The 17,705-nt window shown below is 41.9% G+C and carries 15 protein-coding genes; 5 read left to right on the top strand and 10 right to left on the bottom strand.

Going from position 1 to position 17,705, the window contains the following annotated elements; genetic code table 11:
• Positions 1 to 14 precede the first annotated feature (14 nt).
• The gene (locus tag DBT_RS00790; RefSeq protein WP_067615476.1) at positions 15 to 563 is read right to left on the bottom strand and encodes a 2-oxoacid:acceptor oxidoreductase family protein; all 549 of its coding nucleotides are present in this window, start codon (positions 561 to 563) and stop codon (positions 15 to 17) included.
• A 291-nt stretch (positions 564 to 854) separates the two neighbouring features.
• On the opposite strand from DBT_RS00790, the gene DBT_RS00785 reads away from it, so the two are divergent.
• Positions 855 to 2,753: a putative bifunctional diguanylate cyclase/phosphodiesterase gene (locus DBT_RS00785; protein WP_067615474.1), complete on the top strand. Its 1,899-nt coding sequence runs from the start codon at positions 855 to 857 to the stop codon at positions 2,751 to 2,753.
• Here DBT_RS00785 and DBT_RS00780 read toward each other — a convergent pair.
• Genes DBT_RS00780 through selA form a run of 3 tightly spaced genes read right to left on the bottom strand, consistent with a single transcriptional unit; the run spans position 2,750 to position 6,287 of the window.
• Positions 2,750 to 3,091 (bottom strand): hypothetical protein, encoded by a 342-nt coding sequence (locus tag DBT_RS00780; protein WP_067615473.1) that lies wholly within the window; start codon positions 3,089 to 3,091, stop codon positions 2,750 to 2,752. The genes DBT_RS00785 and DBT_RS00780 overlap by 4 nt on opposite strands.
• A gap of 2 nt (positions 3,092 to 3,093) precedes the next feature.
• Entirely contained in the window at positions 3,094 to 4,890 is a 1,797-nt protein-coding gene (locus DBT_RS00775; RefSeq protein ID WP_067615471.1) for a tetratricopeptide repeat protein, read from the bottom strand.
• Positions 4,887 to 6,287 carry an L-seryl-tRNA(Sec) selenium transferase gene (selA, locus tag DBT_RS00770; protein ID WP_067615469.1) on the bottom strand — a complete coding sequence of 467 codons (1,401 nt, stop codon included), beginning with the start codon at positions 6,285 to 6,287 and terminating at the stop codon, positions 4,887 to 4,889. The genes DBT_RS00775 and selA overlap by 4 nt, the downstream gene beginning before the upstream one ends.
• Here selA and DBT_RS00765 point away from each other — a divergent pair.
• The gene (locus DBT_RS00765; protein WP_067615467.1) at positions 6,286 to 6,735 is read left to right on the top strand and encodes a 23S rRNA (pseudouridine(1915)-N(3))-methyltransferase RlmH; all 450 of its coding nucleotides are present in this window, start codon (positions 6,286 to 6,288) and stop codon (positions 6,733 to 6,735) included. The genes selA and DBT_RS00765 overlap by 2 nt on opposite strands.
• A gap of 3 nt (positions 6,736 to 6,738) precedes the next feature.
• Here DBT_RS00765 and DBT_RS00760 read toward each other — a convergent pair whose 3' ends face one another.
• Positions 6,739 to 6,966, bottom strand: a complete 228-nt coding sequence (locus tag DBT_RS00760) for a NifU family protein (RefSeq protein WP_067615466.1) — start codon at positions 6,964 to 6,966, stop codon at positions 6,739 to 6,741.
• Positions 6,963 to 7,541, bottom strand: coding sequence for an orotate phosphoribosyltransferase (gene pyrE / locus DBT_RS00755; RefSeq protein ID WP_067615464.1), 579 nt, complete (start codon positions 7,539 to 7,541; stop codon positions 6,963 to 6,965). The genes DBT_RS00760 and pyrE overlap by 4 nt, the downstream gene beginning before the upstream one ends.
• 688 nt (positions 7,542 to 8,229) lie before the next feature.
• Here pyrE and DBT_RS00750 point away from each other — a divergent pair.
• On the top strand, positions 8,230 to 10,110 hold the full coding sequence (locus DBT_RS00750; RefSeq protein WP_067615463.1) for a PKD domain-containing protein: 1,881 nt from the start codon (positions 8,230 to 8,232) through the stop codon (positions 10,108 to 10,110).
• A 52-nt stretch (positions 10,111 to 10,162) separates the two neighbouring features.
• On the opposite strand, the gene purB is transcribed toward DBT_RS00750, so the two are convergent.
• The 3 genes from purB to DBT_RS00730 all read right to left on the bottom strand — a co-directional run bounded on the left by purB (position 10,163) and on the right by DBT_RS00730 (position 14,238).
• Positions 10,163 to 11,455, bottom strand: coding sequence for an adenylosuccinate lyase (purB, locus tag DBT_RS00745; RefSeq protein ID WP_067615461.1), 1,293 nt, complete (start codon positions 11,453 to 11,455; stop codon positions 10,163 to 10,165).
• A 414-nt stretch (positions 11,456 to 11,869) separates the two neighbouring features.
• Positions 11,870 to 12,994 carry a DegT/DnrJ/EryC1/StrS family aminotransferase gene (locus DBT_RS00735; protein WP_067615457.1) on the bottom strand — a complete coding sequence of 375 codons (1,125 nt, stop codon included), beginning with the start codon at positions 12,992 to 12,994 and terminating at the stop codon, positions 11,870 to 11,872.
• A 92-nt stretch (positions 12,995 to 13,086) separates the two neighbouring features.
• Positions 13,087 to 14,238: a cysteine desulfurase family protein gene (locus DBT_RS00730; protein WP_067615455.1), complete on the bottom strand. Its 1,152-nt coding sequence runs from the start codon at positions 14,236 to 14,238 to the stop codon at positions 13,087 to 13,089.
• 3 nt (positions 14,239 to 14,241) lie between these two features.
• Between DBT_RS00730 and DBT_RS12595 the strand changes: the two genes are divergently transcribed.
• Both DBT_RS12595 and DBT_RS00720 read left to right on the top strand, forming a co-directional pair.
• Entirely contained in the window at positions 14,242 to 15,000 is a 759-nt protein-coding gene (locus tag DBT_RS12595; protein ID WP_067615453.1) for a septal ring lytic transglycosylase RlpA family protein, read from the top strand.
• A gap of 161 nt (positions 15,001 to 15,161) precedes the next feature.
• Positions 15,162 to 15,806 carry a putative metalloprotease CJM1_0395 family protein gene (locus DBT_RS00720; protein ID WP_141674176.1) on the top strand — a complete coding sequence of 215 codons (645 nt, stop codon included), beginning with the start codon at positions 15,162 to 15,164 and terminating at the stop codon, positions 15,804 to 15,806.
• Between the two features lie 326 nt (positions 15,807 to 16,132).
• Here DBT_RS00720 and rpoD read toward each other — a convergent pair whose 3' ends face one another.
• Positions 16,133 to 17,521: an RNA polymerase sigma factor RpoD gene (gene rpoD / locus DBT_RS00710; RefSeq protein ID WP_067615447.1), complete on the bottom strand. Its 1,389-nt coding sequence runs from the start codon at positions 17,519 to 17,521 to the stop codon at positions 16,133 to 16,135.
• Positions 17,522 to 17,705: the final 184 nt, after the last annotated feature.

The following is a 17,705-nucleotide window of genomic DNA, read 5'->3' as shown; positions in this document are numbered from 1 at the left end:
CTTCTCAAATCCGGTTAATCTATTACAACTGTTTCTTCTATTGCCCTTTTCATGGCAACCTTATTTTTTTCTGCGAGCCTACCAAAACGCTTCTCTAAAGCTGCCTCAAGAGGCTCAACACTAACTATACCTGTAGCCTTTAAAAGTGCCCCAAGCATAGTAGTGTTGGTAATCGGAAGCCCCAATACTTCCATTGCAATCTTGTTTGCATCTACAACAGCAAGCCTTCCCTTAAGGCCAAATTTCTCGCGAATTTCCTTTTCACTCATATGAGAATTCAAGATCGTAATACCGTCTTCCTTCATCCCTGCTTGGACATTTACTATTGAGGGAAGAGCGGCATCTAGAACAAGGACGATATCTGGATGATAAACCTTTTCCCTTGTTCTAATAGGCTCATCGCTTACCCTGATGAAGGCAGCTACAGGAGCCCCCCTTCTTTCTGGCCCGAAACTGGGGAAGGCCTGTGCGTACTTTCCCTCTTCAATGGCAGCAATGGCTACAAGCTCTGCAGAGGTCACTCCGCCCTGACCTCCTCTTCCATGTAGTCTTACCTCTTTCATTTATGCTCCCCCAAATACTGAATTTCGTATTCATCTAATAGCCAAAATTTAAGTTGTCAAGTGACTGTAACATGGAATTAGGAGATTAAAGTGTTTTAAGAAAATTTCCGATATCTTTTTTACAAAGAGAAAAGTAGAAAAAAATAGGAGAATTTTATTCTGACTCTACTCATTTTTATATCGACCCTCCTTGGACTCATCTTCCTCGTCCTGGGAGCAATCAACACAAAAAAAATATGTAAAGAAATCCAAACTGGAAAAAACAGATGGACAATCCTTTTTTGCCTAATTTTGTTTTTTATTTCAGGCTATTTTGCCTTCATAATCTCCTTTTTAGACGCCACGGCTACTGCAACCCATCTCCTAGTTGCCACGGTATTCGGATGTGGTGGCATTTTCGTGTTTCTCATAACCAATTTGAGCCTCAGCACAATCAAACAGGTTAAAAAGGTAGCGATACTTGAGGCGGACAATCTAGAGATAAAATCCATAAAAGAGAGGCTTGAAACCATACTAAACTCTGTTGCCGAAGGCATTGTTACCTTTGGTAGCAATGGAGAAATTTTGAGTGTCAACAGAGCGGCAGAAGAACTGTTTAAGTGCAAAGAAAAGGACATGTTAGGCACTCAACTAACTAAATATATTCGCTTTCCTGAAGTAGAATATCAGTTAGAAAAAACCAATTCCATCGACTATTTTGATTTTCTCAAGAATCATCATGATAGAGAAAAGGAAGCAATTGGCATAGACAGCCAAGGACGCGAATTCCCTATAGAGGCAAAAATACGTCTGACCAATCTCGATGGTGTTCCTTGTCTGACTGCTCTCGTCAGTGACATTACAGAGAAAAAGGCCTTTATTGAAAAGCTCACCTATATGGCTCAAAGGGATCCACTGACAGGACTTTACAATAGAAAACACTTCATCGATGAACTCGAGAGATTGGTCGAACGGACTAAAAGGTCTCAGAGGCCCTCTGGTGCAGTACTGTACATCGATCTAGATAGATTCAAATTTGTGAATGATACCTTTGGCCACAGCGCTGGAGACAAGCTCTTAAAAGAGGTGGCAGACCTTTTAAGGGAAAGAACCAGAAAAGGAGATATGCTTGCCCGTTTTTCCAGTGGCTTGGCTTCAAGGTTTGGAGGGGATGAATTTACCATACTACTATATGATTGTGATGAAGAGGGAGCCAAGTCTGCTGCAAGGTCCTTTCATCAAAGGATCATGGACTACGTATTCTCATACAATGGAAAACAAATAAATATCGGTTGTTCCATCGGGATCGCATTGATTACTCCTGACTGCAAAAATTCTGAAGATGTTCTCAGTAGAGCAGATTTTGCATGTCACCTAGCTAAGCAGGCAGGCAGAAATACAGTCAAAATCTTTAATCTCGAAAGTAAAGATCAAATGGACCATGTCAAAATTGACATAAATTGGTCCAACAGGATTAAAACTGCCCTCAAAAAAGAGGCCTTTCTCTTGGCCATTCAACCAATAGTCCACGTAAAGTCTAAAGAGATCTATGCCCATGAAGTTCTTTTGCGTATGAAAGACGAACGAGGGCATATCATTATGCCAGGTGGTTTTATTCCGGCAGCAGAACGTTTTGGACTCATGAAAGACATAGACATCTGGGTCATAAAAAATGCTATAAAACTACTAGTGGACTCTGAGGCGAAAAAAAAGATAAATCGCCTTTCAATCAATCTGTCTGCACAGGCTATTAATGATGAAGGCCTACTAAAGGTTATCGAAGAAACAATCCAAGGTTTTTTAATTAGTCCAGAGACACTTGTTTTTGAAATCACAGAGACAACGGTATTTTCCGATTTGGCGGCCATAAAACGTTTTCTTCATGGTCTTAAAAAACTCGGATGCCTGACAGCACTAGACGATTTTGGTGCAAGATTTTCATCCTTTTCATACTTAAAGGAATTACCCATAGACCTGGTAAAGATAGACGGACCTATTGTAAGAGATATAGGCTTTGATAGCCTTGACCGCGCAGTCGTAAAGGCCATCAACGACGTCGCCCATGTCCTTGGAAAAAAGACCGTTGCTAAATTTGTAGAAGACGAACTCTGTCTAAGGTTATTAGAAGAAACTGGCGTTGACTATATACAGGGATTCATTACAGGCGCTCCTATTTTGCTGAATGAATTCACAACTAAGCCCCCATCCTAATTTAAAAATATACCTATTCTGTCTTTTACATCCCAAACTTTCATGACGAACGAATTCGTCACCCCCGTATAAAAGTGTTGAGTTTTGAGTTGAAGGAAGAGAAGTTTGGACCTTGAACTTTTTATAGCGTCTTCGCCCTTTAGCCTCTGGCTTTTGTACAGGCAGGGATTACTTCTTCCTTCTACCTTCTGCCTTCTACCTGTTATATTAGACGAATTATCCCAACGGGTATTTTCAAGGTAAATTTTTATCGGCCCTGTACAGAATGAGAGGGGTATTTTCACGAAAACAGGAACCAGCAAGATGTCTTGAGGTAATGCCGCATCAGCTAACGGCATAGCTACTTTAAATCCCCTCCCTTCTGGGAGGGTAGGACGTCTATTCGTAAAAAATCAATGTACTTACTTCGCATTCTATTCGAGGAAAAATTTGACAATTTAATAGGACGTAACAACTTATAAGCTGCATCTTTTTCGCCCTCAAGGGCGAAAAGGGCAAACGCCACAATAAATAATGCCTCGGGATCTGTTGATCTTGAAGACAGAACCCTTCTCGCCCTAACTGATGCGGCCTTTAAGTCCCCTAAAAGAAATTCTGCCCGGGCAAGGGCCCTCTCTATTCTAAAAGGTATCTTTGTATTGTTTAAATTAGCTTTAATTTCACTCAGTAACCTCGATGCCTCGCTATCATCATAATTTTCAATCAAGGCCTCAAGATATCTGGTGGAGATTGCCTCTTCATCTCTACAGAGTTCATGGGCTCTTGCCAACACCTCAATAGCCTTTTCAATTTCCCCTCGAGTCAAAAAGATCTCCCCAAGATTATAGTAGCCCATGCAATCGGAAGGAGCACGCTTTATGGCCTCTTCAAAGGCCCTCTCAGCCATCTTCTTCCTTCCTAAACGGGCATAACACACCCCAAGGCTGTTCCATGCCTCTACATTTTGTTCATTAAGTCTCACAGTCTTTTTATAGTAATATTGGGCTGCTTTTAAATCTCCCAGAGCAAAACATTCATCTCCTGCAAGCTGAAAGGTCACAGAATCTGTTTGGAAAAAAGAACCTTCTTTTAATAGACTTCCATGCAATGCAGTCCAAAATAGGGCCTGAAAAATATTTACTTTGATCTTGAAGAGGGTCTCTTTTGATGTTTCAAAAAAGACGTTTGCTTCATCAACATCATTTAATGAGTTCCTAGAAGGCCCATCTTCTTTAAGAAAGAAAAAGACTGACTCGCCTCTAAAGATCGACCTCAGACCATCTTTGTCTTCATCTCTAAATCCTGGTCCATAGACCCCATATATCCTAGAATAGCCTCGAAGGCGTGACAATTTTTCCAAAGCATTTAGGAACTCTACGTCATCTCCTATGCCAGACCGTTTTAGAAGATCATCTATGCCAAATGTGCTAAGCATCCTCAAAGCTAAGCGCTTTGATATCTTATTAAGCCTTGAAAACTCCTCATCTATTGATCTTTCTTCACTTAAGAAGACTTCAATCTCGAATAAAAAGGCCCTCTTTGCTCCTGCCTTTGAAAGCTTCTCAAAATAAAGAGCTCCTTTGTCTTGAGAGCCAGATACTGCCCACCATGCCTCATGATCATTTCCACCCAAGTAGTTAATTTCTTTAAAAATTTTAGAAAGTTTTATACTTCGAACATCTGTTCCTGATACATAAAGAATAAAAGGAAAGATCTTCTCGTGTTCCCCCCTCCTCAGTGCCCAAAGCCAGAGCTTCAGATAGAGTGGAACCTCCCCATGGTTTGTCTGAATACTCTTTTGTTTTTTGTTCATGTAAAGATTATCTACCAGCTGACTCAAGACAGGTAGCCACCTAGAGTCTTCTTCTGGAGATACGGTCCGTTCTACTCCTTTTAGAGTCAAAACCCCCACAAGATTGCTGCCATTGAACTGGCCTACGGGTACCCATACAGTATTATTTACTCTGTCCCATACAGGACGCCCCTCCAAAAGATTCTCATATGCCCTTTTGTAACTCGTCCGTGGGAAGGATTCCTGGACTACTACCTCGAGATCTTCAAACTGATACCAGGCCCCTTCTTTAAAGGAAAAGGACTGCCAAAGCTCTTTTAAAATTTCAGGGCCAAGCCGCCATAAATCAGATTGTTGGAGCATCATAGTCTTCTAAAGACCTTTTCAATAATAGGAATATCTCCATCAAGGAGAGTCTTGGCATCGAGGATGAGTCCGTTTTCATCTATCCTGGCAATAATTGGAGGGTCCAAATAGCGTAAAGATTCTTCTAGCTCGTGTGGGCTCAATCCCTGATCTTCTACGGTTTCCACTCTCACCCCGTATGAGGGAAGTTCTTGAAGAGGCAATGCGCCTCCCCCAACCCTGCCAATGGAAGGAATAAGAGTAAAACGAAGTCCTTTGTTTTTAGTCCTCCTTAGCCTCCTTAAAAGCCTTGTGGCCCTCTTTTTTGTAATGTCTGGCGCCTCTGTCAACATACGAAGGGTGGGGATAATAGCCCGTGCTTTTTCCTCATCCCTATATAGTCTTAAAATCCCTTCTAGGGCGGCAAGCGTAAATTTGTCAATTCTTAAGGCACGATTCAATGGATTTTTCCTAATCTGTGCTATAACTTCTTCAGAACCCAGAATGATCCCTGCTTGAGGGCCTCCAAGTAGCTTATCGCCACTAAAACTTACAATGTCAGCGCCTGCCCTCAATGCCTCTTGAACTGTAGGTTCGTATTCCATTCCATATTTTGAAAAATCGACAAAAGAACCACTTCCAAGGTCTTCAAACACCAATAATCCGTATTTGTCAGCTAGTAGTCTGAGTTCTTTAACGCTAACAGACTTTGTAAATCCTAATATTTTAAAATTTGATTGGTGTACTTTCAAAAGTAAGGCTGTGTCTTCACAAATATTGTCTTCAAAATCCCTAAGATGAGTCCTATTTGTGGCACCGACTTCTCTAAGTATGGCACCACTTTGCTTCATTACGTCTGGTATCCTGAAAGAGCCTCCGATTTCAACTAATTCGCTCCTCGAGACCACTACTTCCTTACCTTTGGCAAAGGTAGAAAGCACCAGAAGAACCGCTGCGGCATTATTGTTAACTACAAGAGCAGCAGGAGCTCCGGTAATTTCACATAAGATATCTTCTACATGAACATATCGCGAGCCCCTAACACCCTTCTCAAGATCAAACTCTAGGTTTGAATACCGGGAGCCTATCTCGGCCATCTCCTCCAGGATCTCCTTTGGAATAAGAGATCGTCCAAGATTCGTGTGTATCACAACTCCTGTGGCGTTTATCACTGGTCTGAGTGAAGGCGTGAGTAACTGCCTCACTCGAGAGAGATAAAGATCCTCAACATTTGCCCTCTCTAATTTCTTCTTCGCCTCTTGCGGGGCAGTTTTTATTAGCTCTCTCAATTCTTCAACAACTAGTCTAGCAGCACGCACAGCCACCTGATGAGGGCAGGAAGGTGGAGCATTCTTTGAAAGTTCATCGATCTTTGGTAGGCTTCTAAACAACTCACTTTGAATCTTGGAGTAAGTCATGGCAAAAATTTCCTTTCTCTGGGTAGGAAAGACTAAAGAACCATGGATTAAAAATGGAATTGAGATTTACCTCAAAAAAATAAAACACTTTGTAAAAATAGACGTCCATACTCTTAAAGACACTAAAAGAGATGGAAGGTCTAGGGAGGCCTCTATAGTAGATGCAATCCCCAGGGACTCTTTTTGTGTAATACTCGACGAAAGAGGACGTAGTTTCAATAGCGAGGCCTTTTCTAAATTCATTTCCCAAAGGCTCACTCAACCTCCAAATCACATCGTCTTTTTGCTGGGAGGCCCATACGGATTAAGCCCTGCTACCAAGGACAAGGGCGATTTTATACTATCCCTGTCTCCAATGACCTTTACCCATGAAATGGCAAGGGTAATTCTATTAGAGCAGGTCTACAGGGCATTAACCATTGAAAAGGGCCTTCCGTATCACCACTGAGCCTTAAGGAACGGCCTCTACCCCACGGACTCCTGGGACCTCTTGGACTAAAAACCTTTCAATACCCATCCTAAGAGTCATCTGGCTCATGGCGCATCCTTTACACGCACCAGTAAGTCTCACCTGCACAATTCCCATCTCTTCATCCACATCTACAAGTTCCACGTCTCCACCATCTCTTTGAAGCATGGGTCTCACTTTATCCAGTGCTTCTTGAACCTTTTCTCTCATAGTTCACTCAACTCCTTTCTCGTAATGATAGATTCAAGATGGAAACCTGAGGCCTCCAATGCCTCTTTTCCACCTTCTTCTCTATCGACCAAACAAAGCACTCTAGTTACAAGGTAGCCAGCATCCTGGAGCCTTTTTGCAGAAGTCAGTAGAGTCCCACCTGTTGTAACCACATCCTCTAGGAGCGCTACTTTGGAACCTGGAGGCACATTGTCTGTCCCCTCGATCCAGGCACTAGTGCCATGTCCCTTGGGCTTTTTCCTAATTATAAGGGCAGGCAAGGGAAAACCTTTTAAAAAACTAAGGACGGAAACTGAAGTCACCAAGGGATCAGCACCGAGGGTCATTCCCCCAACTGCTTCCACCTTTTGTCCCTTGTTCATAAGCATTTCTAAAAAAAGCATTCCAGTAAGATACGCCCCTTCAGGCAAAAGGGTAGTGGTTTTGCAATCAATATAGTAGGGACTCTTCTTACCAGAAGTCAGAGTAAAATCACCCTCTCTATAAGAACGCTCCTTTAATATCTCCATCAACCTTTTTCGTTTTTCGTCAAAAGACAAATCCTCTTTTATCATAATAAACTCCACACCAACATTTCATAACAAATTATATCTCCTAAATCCTACCATTTTTGACATATCTATGACATTTAGGATTCAGGTCTCAATATTTTTAGCAAAAAATTTGCTAAAAGATAGTGTCTATATGTTCAAGATGATAGCCTAGATCAAAGATCTCCTCAATCTCTTCTGTTAAGATATGACTAAAAACGTATGGCCTTAGCCACCTCTTTAGGCATAACCCCAAGCTCTGCCCAGGCCTCTGCCTCAAGACATTCCACCTAAGGCTAGTCCTAGTATTTGGGCATCTGAACCCAAGAGCTTTTCATTTGAGAGCGTGAATAGCCCGCTATCACTGCTTCTCTTTTTTTTGAGTCGTTAATTAAAATTTTTTTAGATTAGACTTTAAATAATATCACCATATACTTACCATTCCTATTCATCGAAATATTGTATCGACTATCGAGATCATCATAATCTGAATATTTTTTTTAATTTTTTTGTCAATTGTTGTCGATATATTTTTTTAAACCAAGGAAAATATTTTTGACATTATCATTCATTAGAGCATACTAAAAATAAAGCTATGTTGATCTTTTCTCCATTCAACTCAATTGCTGAAAATTCGTTTCTATATGCCGCCTTAAGCTTAGAAGGCATCTTGTCTAAATGAATTTATGGTTTAAAGGAGGAGACAGAAAAAATGAAAAAAACTAAAAAATGGACAATGGTCTCACAGAAAAAATATACCATTCTTTTGCTACTATCAGTAAGCCTATTGTTTTTTTCAACTGTAGAGGCAAAGCTTCTTTTAGACGTACAGTCCGAGTCTGATTGGGAGGTAAGGGGTAGCGCCGAATTTACAGTCAAAGGAATAAAAATAGGAGATTATAAAGGTTACGACCAAAGTGACACAGATAACGACGGTAACTATAACAACAACGGGCAAGGTGGGTCAAAAATAGACTATGATTTTTTAATTAGTAAAAGGCTATTTTCACCACCTGCTTCCATTGAATGGAATGGTTGCCTACCTGTAACACGTTATGGTTACAACATGTTTGGCTTAGGCAAGCCCTACAATGGAGGCATTTTTAGAGAGGCTGTATTTCAGACAAGATGGGAAAATCAAAATGCCATCCAGACCTGTGTGGGAGATTCATGCTCATACATAGAAGGAGAGTCTCCGCATGAGGACCTATTCTGTGCAAATTATAAGATAGAATGGGATGAAGAGGGAAACATATCATTCTATCTTAACGACCGAAAAATCTCACAAAATGCCAAGGTTCTCCATGGTCCTCTAGTATTCTTCGTTAGAACTTTTGAGAAACCGGCTAGCATTTTATCCATTATGGCGTCAACTAGCGCTAATGCCCCAGCCATTGAACCGTGTAGCGCAGATACATATTCCGGACATGCTCCTCTTGAGGTAACTGTGACCTGTCGTGCCAGCGGCACTGACAAACTTACATGGAACTGGGACTGGGATGGAAATGGACAAGTAGACAATACTACTGATGTCAATCATTCGACCCACATTTTTGATAAACCGGGCACCTATCATGTCACAGTCACAGTAACCGATTCGTCTGGACAACAGAGTCAGGAGACACTGGAAATTGTTGTGCTTGCACCAGATGCATCCAGTCTACAAGGTACAATAGGGGGCGTTTTCATTGGCACAGTTAAGATGCCAGACGGAACTAGTAGATCAGTAAACGGAAACGTCAACGGCTCCTGGAATGCTAATATTGACAAAAATGGCAATTTAGTAGCCTCAGCAAAAGGCACCTTTGGAGCAGAAGGAATAAGTGGGGTTTTCAAAGTGGCCTATGATCCATCTAGCGGGCAACTTACTGGTAGTTGGGGAGATATGGAAGGTGAAATACTATCCCAGCCAATAGTATTTGCAATGGAACAAGGAGATGGAATTCGATTCAGTGCACCAGTCCATGGTCGAATCCCAACCTCAGATGGTGGTCTCCCATTTGATGGGGTGATCAAACTAGAGCTATTGGGAGCACCAGATGTTGAAGTAAGCGGTTCTGTAAGCGGGACATTTACTGCCCAAATAAAATATTCTGTAAGTGGTACAGTAACCACTTCCATCTTGGGTCAAGAAATAAAGGTCCCAATAAGTCTTTCTGATACAATACCTACCACAGGCAGTGTATCCGGGAGTTGGAGGGCATCTTCCTCTAGTGGAACCATTACCGGAACGGCATCAGGACAATTTTCTGGCTCAATAAAAACTTCCGTGTCAACGCCTATTGGTCCCTACCCAATCAACATTCCTTATAGCGGTACCTGGCAGGGGACTCTAGGTATTTCTGGACAGACGATCTCTTTTGACGGCAGTTGGCTTGAGCCTAACATACGAGCCATGGGCAGTGCTGATGCATCATTTGGTGGTGTTTTTGGTATCATAATAGACAACAACGCTGTTGACTGGCCACTGCCAATAACCTTTTCTGTTCCTCCAAGCGGAGGCACCTACGTGCACCCTGAAACCGGGCTTAAGGTACATTGGGAACTCCTGGACCTTAATGGCACTGGGCAACTGACAATGGACAAAGACTAGATTGCAATGATGAAAAAGGGGGGATTAAATAAAATCCCCCCACCAGTACTTACTATCCAAAAACTCGGCTAAAGATAGTGTCTACATGTTTAAGATGATAGCGTAGATCAAAGATCTCCTCAATCTCCTCTTTTGAAAGATGATTCATAAGTTCTTGGTCTTCGAGGAGCTTTGACTTAAAATCTCCATCACCTTCCCATACCTTCATGGCATTTCTCTGCACCAGGTGATATGCCTCTTCCCTAGAAATCCCCTTTTGTGTAAGTACAAGAAGTACCTGTTGGGAGAAAATAAGTCCCTTTAAGAGCTCTAGGTTCTTTTTCATGCGTTCAGGATATACCACTAGTTTTTCCAAAACGCCTTTTAACCTAGCAAGCATAAAGTCTGCAGCTATGAATGCATCTGGGCCTATTACACGCTCCACTGAAGAATGACTTATATCTCTCTCATGCCATAAAGCCACATTTTCAAGGGCTGGCAGACTGTATGAGCGCACTAGACGGGCAAGCCCTGTCAGGTTCTCTGTAAGTATCGGATTTCTCTTGTGGGGCATTGCAGAAGAACCCTTCTGGCCAGGTCTAAAATATTCCTCTGCCTCAAGTACTTCAGTCCTTTGTAAATGTCTTATCTCTACAGCAATCTTCTCAACTGAACTTGCTAGAATGGCAAGGGCGCAAAAAACCTCTGCATACCTGTCTCTTTGAATTACCTGGGTACTGGCAGGAGCTGGCTTAAGCCCGAGTTTTTCACATACATAGGCCTCTACCCTGGGATCCACATTGGCAAAGGTACCAACAGCCCCGGATATCTTGCCATATGCAATACGTTCTCTGGCACTCTTGAGGCGTTCCTTATTCCTGCGCATTTCATCATACCAGACAGCGAGTTTCAGACCAAATGTGATAGGTTCGGCATGAATGCCGTGGGATCTACCTATCATCACTGTGTCCTTGTGTTCAAAAGCCCGCTTCTTTATAACTTCTAGGAGTTCATCTACATCCTTCAAAATGAGATCCATTGCCTGAGTCATGATTACTGCCATGGCAGTATCCAGCATATCAGAGGATGTAAGTCCCCAGTGGAGATAGCGAGCATCCTTCCCAACGTACTCTGCAACATTAGTCAAAAATGCAATTACATCATGACGGGTGGTCTCTTCTATTTCCTCAATACGCTTGGGATCAAAAGATGCCTTTTCCCGTATGGCCTTAGCCGCCTCTTTAGGTATAACCCCAAGCTCTGCCCAGGCCTCTGCTGCAAGACACTCTACCTCGAGCCAGGTCTTATATTTATTCTCCTGACTCCAAATCCTTGTCATTTCAGGCCGTGAGTAGCGTTCTATCATTGCTTATATGCTCCTTTCATTTAGTCCACCCCACAGGGCATGTTACCTAAATCCTGTATGCCAATCTGAGGCACACCGGCAAAAACCGGTTTCATATGAAACCTAAATCCTGCAATTGGCGAGTTTGCCCTTTGATATCGAGGCGCGAGGGGCGAAGACGTACTTAGGTACTTCGAGCCAGGAGCAACAAAGAGACCCGAGCAAAATCGCCAATCCCGAAGGGCGGCAAATGGGGGCAAAAACAAACGAGTTCTGCTTTCACCTAAACAATGAAGGTTAAATCTATGGCTTTTGTCAAGCAACTGGCTAATATAATGTTTAAAAATCATTTTTGCCCCCTTTTACCGTGCAGGATTTAGGTGAAAAGTGAATTTTACCATTTTACTGTATTTTTTAACAATCTATTTTTTACGCTCATGTTAAAGCTTCTTTAATTGCTTCCACTATCTGTTCCTGTTCCTCTTTTGTAATAAAAGGATGCATGGGAAGACTCAACACCTCTTTTGAAGCCCTTTCTGCCTCTGGGAAGGCCCCCTCCTTATAACCAAGTCCTGCAAAACATGGTTGAAGGTGAAGAGGAATTGGATAATGGATAGCTGTAGGAATGCCTTTTTGGGCCAATACATCTCTTACCCTATCTCTTTTCCCCCCTGGAATTCGGATGGTGTATTGGGCAAAAACACTGGTCCTGTCAGGTCTTACCACTGGTACAGAAATAGGAAGGCCAGTACCTTTTATCAGCTCATTGTATATGCACGCTGCCTTATTTCTATTTTCTATTTCTTCCTCAAAGTACTTAAACTTCACCAGAAGAATCGCTGCCTGCAGGGCATCAAGTCTGGAATTAAGGCCTATCTCTTCATGAAGATACCTCTTTTTTTGCCCATGGTTCCTCAGAGACTCAATCCTCTCCAATATAGCGTCATTTTTGGCAAAGACCATTCCCCCATCGCCGTAACATCCCAGTGGTTTTGCAGGGAAAAATGAAGTCACTGAAATTGGGGTAAGGCCACAGGACAGATGTCCTTTGTATTTAGCCCCAAAGGATTGACATGCATCTTCTATTAAAAAGAGTTCATTTTCTTCTGAAAGACCCACCAATTCATCCATATCTGGACACTGTCCATAAAGACTTACCGCTATTATTCCCTTGGGCTTTTTATTTTTACTTTTGAGCTCTTCTATTGTCTGGACCAACTTTTCAACATCAAGATTAAATGTTTCAGGATCAATGTCTGAAAAAACAGGTCTAGCCCCCAGAAAACTTATGACCTCAGCAGTAGCAATGAAGGTAAAAGGGGTAGTAATCACTATATCTCCGGCCCTCACATCAAGTGCCATAAGGCTCAAGAGAAGCCCGTCTGTACCTGAGGCTACTCCTACAGCACCCTTTTGTCCCACATATCGAGAGAGTTTTTCCTCAAGTGCACTTACTGGTTCTCCGAGGATAAAACGGCTTTTATCAAGTATTTCCTGTATAGAAACGTTAATTTCGTTTTTATAGGCAGCATACTGCCTCTTTAAGTCTATAAATTCCATGTGACTAACTGAGACTCCTTTCCTTGGATTATCCCAAATTATGCACGGCGCAAGGGGCGCAAAAAAAATTTAAATGATTTTCTTCCTTTAACTCAAAACTCAACACTCAAAACTTTAACTACTGCACTGGCTATATCCATAGCTGCAAGTTCCACGTCTTCTTTTGTGGTATAGCGTCCTAGCGAGAAACGAATAGTGCCCTTTGCCTCCTCTACTCCAAGTCCTATAGAGGACAAAACATGAGAAATAGAATCATTTTGCGCATGACATGCTGCTCCTGTTGTAGCTAACACCAATTTTGAAGCAGCTAGGAGATGTTTTCCATTTACCCCCTTAAATCTCACACTCAGAGTATTCGGAAGGCACCTATTGAGATCCACGTTATTGGTCAAATCAGTAGAGACCTTCTCTTTTAGAAGATCAAAAAATGTATCTCTAAGAGCCCTTATCCTTCGGATTTCTTCTGGAAGAAGCACCCTTGCCTCATGTGCCGCCTCTCCAAGCGCTGCAATGAGTGGTACCGGCTCAGTCCCTGGCCTCCTGCCACCCTCCTGGCCGCCGCCGTAAAACAACGAAAAGAAGGGGGCGCCATCCCTCACATATAGCGCTCCAATCCCTTTTGGGGCATAAAACTTGTGACCTGCAATAGTAAGATAATCTACGCCAAGGTGATTGACATCTACTTGTATTTTCCCAATAGCTTGGGATGCATCTGTATGAAAAAGTATCCCTCTTTCACGAGTAATTCTTGAAATCTCTTCTATAGGCTCAATTGTTCCCAGCTCATTATTTGAAAGCATTATAGATATCAGACAAGTATCAGGCCTTATAGCCTTTTTTACATCATCAGGATCAACGACACCGTTTTTATCCACTCTCAAAAATGTACAGTCAAATCCCATTTCAAGGAGTCTAATAGCAGGATTTAGAACTGATGGGTGTTCAATTTGTGACGTTATAAAATGGCCTCTCGTTTGTCTCAGATTAGGAAAAATGGAAAGGACTACTGTATTATTTGCCTCAGTTCCTCCACTTAAAAATACAATCTCTTTAGATTTCGCCCCTATTAAAGAAGCAAGCTTGCCTCTGGCGTCTTCAACCAATTCTTTTGCCTTTTGACCTGCCTCATGACCACAACCCGGATTTGCCCAGGCCTCCTGCATTGCAATTAAAGCAGCCTCTTTGGCTTTACTAGATACTGGAGTAGTGGCATTATAGTCTAAATATATTTTTCTCACTGGCATACCATGAAAATTTTTTCTAAGACTTCTACCATATTAAGGCTTTTTTGCATAGTAAGCATCATAAACCTTCTGTGGTCCTGTGCTGGACCCAAACCCCCTAGGTATCCAGGACTCCCTCCAACCCAACAGCCCTACGTGGTTGGAGGACGCATTTACTATCCGCTACCAACATCAGTAGGCTATAGCAAGGTTGGCTATGCATCCTGGTATGGAAGAAATTTTCACGGAAGGCCCACATCAAGTGGCGAAATGTACAATATGTATGCCTACACTGCTGCCCACAAGACTCTTCCTCTAGGAACGTACTGCCTTGTGGAAAACCTTGAAAATGGCAAGAAAACTATTGTAAGGATAAATGACCGGGGACCATTTGTAAAAAATCGCATTATAGACCTGAGTTATACTGCTGCAAAGGCTATCGGCTTGGTCGGACCTGGAGTTGCAAAAGTTAGAGTGACAGCACTTGGTGAAGGAACTAAGAGTAGGGTAGGGAGGCCTCCTCATTTTAAACACATCCCTGACTTAAAACATGGAAACTTTTACATACAAGTCGGTGCCTTTAAAAATAAACAAAATGCAATAAGACTGAAAAAAAGGCTGTCTCGACAATACGCCCGTGTAATAATTTTAAAACGATGGTCTCATCATGGACTTCTATATGGAGTCCAAATTTTTGGAGGCACTTCATTAAATCAGGCCAAGAGACTTGAATATAAGCTTGAAAAGTCAGGATTCCCCCAGGCCTTCATCGTATCAAATTAAGTAGCCTTTTAAAATAGCATTATTTTTACCGTGAAAATACCCGTTGGGGTAATGCGCCTAATATAACAGGTAGAAGGCAGAAAGAATGTACATTTAAACATCATTTTTAAAGTTGACACAAAATATTGACGAAAAAAGGACTAGAAAATTTAAAGTCTCTCTTGAAGATACAAATGAAAATTGGTGCATTAAATTCTAGTTCTTTCCCAAATCTCTATTTTTCCCAACAGATAATGAGGGAAAAAGACAAGACAGATCCCTCTTCCCTAAGTGCTGCCAATAAAGAAAGTGGACAAGTTGGCCTAAAAAACGTAGAATCAAAAAATAAAATTCAGACAGAATCTGCCTCTCAAAAAAAAGCCTCAGTTTTTCAAAGAGAAAAACTATCTCCTCAAGAGATTCAAGAACTCTTCAAGCTCAAGCAAAGAGATCGAGAAGTCAAACAACACGAAATGGCCCACATTGCCGCAGGTGGCATTTATGTTAGAGGAGGAGCGACGTTTGAATATAAAATGGGACCAGATGGGAAAAGATATGCAGTTGCAGGAGAGGTCTCTATTGACGTATCTGAAGAAGCCAACCCAAGAAAAACGCTCCAAAAGATGTACGCAGTCCAGCATGCTGCTTTGGCTCCAGCCCATCCATCTGCCCAGGACAGACGCGTTGCAGTCCTAGCAGCCGCCAAAGCTATAGAAGCCATGGTTAAAATTATGAAAGAGATGAATCAATTAAATAATCCAGACAAAATGCAAACTTCATCTGATGAAAAAACCGAAAGTGGGACCAGAATAGATTTATATGCATGACCAAACAATCATCCCAAACCTTCATGACGACCTGGTTCGTCACCCTCGTGGATGAAAATAAGAATAGGTAGAAGGTAGAAGGCAGAAGCTGAATAGAGGTAGAAGGTAGGGGCTCTGGCTTTTTTACATGCAGGGCTTCCTTCTACCTTCTGCCTTCTACCTGTTATATTAGGCGCATTACCCCAACGGGTATTTTCACGGTAAATTAGCAAAATGTGGTGTCATGTAGTATTGCCTCAGATACAAGGCGAAGGGCATGAAGGAGTACTCCTTGTACGTCGAATGCCCGACAACGCAGTAGATGCGGTGCCCTGTGAGCAAATACATCATTTTTCTATGAAGTTTTTTAAGTCCTTACCACGAATTGGATGTCTGAGCTTCTTTAGGGCCTTTGCCTCTATTTGACGAATGCGCTCTCGGGTAACAGAAAAGTTCTTACCCACTTCCTCCAAGGTATGATTGGCTTTTTCCCCTATTCCAAAGCGCATTCGAATGACCTTTTCCTCTCTTGGAGTCAAGGTGGCCAGTGCTATCCTCATTTGCTCCATAAGATTCATCCTAATTGCCCATTCATCTGGGGTAGGAGTCTCCTCATCCTCTATAAAATCTATTAGATATGAATCATCTTCATCATTAATAGGAGTTTCAAGACTTACTGGATCCTTGGCAATTTTTAATATCTGCTCTACCTTTTCCTTTGTTAATCCCACAAGCTCAGCGACCTCAGCCAGATCTGGCTCCTGTCCAGTCTCATGATGTATCTCCCTCATAGTCCTCAATACCTTGTTCATAGTCTCTATCATATGAACTGGTATCCTAATAATTCTAGACTGATCAGCAATGGCCCTGGTAATTGCCTGTCTTATCCACCAAGTAGCATAGGTACTAAACTTGTAACCGCGCCTATATTCAAACTTTTCTACGGCCTTCATGAGCCCTATATTACCTTCTTGAATAAGGTCAGAGAGATGAAGTCCCCTGTGAGCATATCTTTTTGCAATACTAACAACCAATCTCAAATTCGATTGTATTAGATGCCTTTTTGCTGAAGTGGCATTGGACAATCCATCAATAAAGTCCTTTTCAGTCTCCTCTAACTCGTCTTTTGAAAGGCCTGTCTCCAATAGAAGTTCTTGCTGTGATAGCTTTTTGAGTCTTTTAATTTCTTCTCTAAATATTCTTATAACAGTATCAAGGAGGCTTTTTTCCATCCTTATACCGTCAAATAGGTCTCTAAGAGTAGAAAGATTCCTTTTGATCTGAGCAATTATTTCTGTCTTCTGTTTGTCATCATCAGTAAAGCTAAGTTCTTTTAAGAGCTCAACATTTTCATGGTAAACATTGTTTATATGCCACAATACCTTTTCACATAGTGTCCCATCCTTAGTTCCAATAGGAAGGGCACTACACGGCTCGATGTCTAATTCTTTTGCAATCTTTAAAAAGCACATGGCATTCTTGATAAAAACATGCATTACCTCAGGTAGCTTGAGCCCTGAAAGCAATATCTTTAATTCCCCCTCTTCCATCTTCTGAGAGACTTCCTGCTCTTGTTCCTTGGTTAAAGGGGAACTTGCCTCCATTTCTTTAAGGTAGACCTTAACTGGATCAATGGAGGGACTTGAAAAATCGAGACTAGACAATCCCTCTTCTTCAATCTCATCATCTAAGACTGGATGAAGGTTGTCACCTAAGCCTTTCTCAAAATCACTCATGGGAAAATCCTTTAACCTAAATCCTGCAATTGGCGAGTTTGCCCAAGATACAAGGAGCGAGGGGCGAAGACGTACTTAGGTACTTCGAGCCCTGAGCGACAAAGTAGATTGGGCAAAATCGCCAATCCCGAAGGGCAGCAAAAGGGGGCAAAAAACACAAAATGTTGATTCACCCAAAAAGTGA

It is taken from the genome of Dissulfuribacter thermophilus (assembly GCF_001687335.1).
Classification (GTDB): domain Bacteria; phylum Desulfobacterota; class Dissulfuribacteria; order Dissulfuribacterales; family Dissulfuribacteraceae; genus Dissulfuribacter; species Dissulfuribacter thermophilus.
This window is presented reverse-complemented; position numbering and strand designations above follow the sequence as displayed.

Excerpts from the sequence above, each read along its gene's own strand:
- rpoD (WP_067615447.1), bottom strand. The coding sequence starts at position 17,521 with ATGAGTGATTTTGAGAAAGGCTTAGGTGACAACCTTCATCCAGTCTTA.
- DBT_RS12595 (WP_067615453.1), top strand. The coding sequence starts at position 14,242 with ATGAAAATTTTTTCTAAGACTTCTACCATATTAAGGCTTTTTTGCATA.
- pyrE (WP_067615464.1), bottom strand. The coding sequence starts at position 7,541 with ATGATAAAAGAGGATTTGTCTTTTGACGAAAAACGAAAAAGGTTGATG.
- DBT_RS00780 (WP_067615473.1), bottom strand. The coding sequence starts at position 3,091 with ATGCCGTTAGCTGATGCGGCATTACCTCAAGACATCTTGCTGGTTCCT.
- DBT_RS00775 (WP_067615471.1), bottom strand. The coding sequence starts at position 4,890 with ATGATGCTCCAACAATCTGATTTATGGCGGCTTGGCCCTGAAATTTTA.
- DBT_RS00735 (WP_067615457.1), bottom strand. The coding sequence starts at position 12,994 with ATGGAATTTATAGACTTAAAGAGGCAGTATGCTGCCTATAAAAACGAA.
- selA (WP_067615469.1), bottom strand. The coding sequence starts at position 6,287 with ATGACTTACTCCAAGATTCAAAGTGAGTTGTTTAGAAGCCTACCAAAG.
- DBT_RS00790 (WP_067615476.1), bottom strand. The coding sequence starts at position 563 with ATGAAAGAGGTAAGACTACATGGAAGAGGAGGTCAGGGCGGAGTGACC.
- DBT_RS00760 (WP_067615466.1), bottom strand. The coding sequence starts at position 6,966 with ATGAGAGAAAAGGTTCAAGAAGCACTGGATAAAGTGAGACCCATGCTT.
- DBT_RS00765 (WP_067615467.1), top strand. The coding sequence starts at position 6,286 with ATGGCAAAAATTTCCTTTCTCTGGGTAGGAAAGACTAAAGAACCATGG.
- DBT_RS00750 (WP_067615463.1), top strand. The coding sequence starts at position 8,230 with ATGAAAAAAACTAAAAAATGGACAATGGTCTCACAGAAAAAATATACC.
- purB (WP_067615461.1), bottom strand. The coding sequence starts at position 11,455 with ATGATAGAACGCTACTCACGGCCTGAAATGACAAGGATTTGGAGTCAG.
- DBT_RS00730 (WP_067615455.1), bottom strand. The coding sequence starts at position 14,238 with ATGCCAGTGAGAAAAATATATTTAGACTATAATGCCACTACTCCAGTA.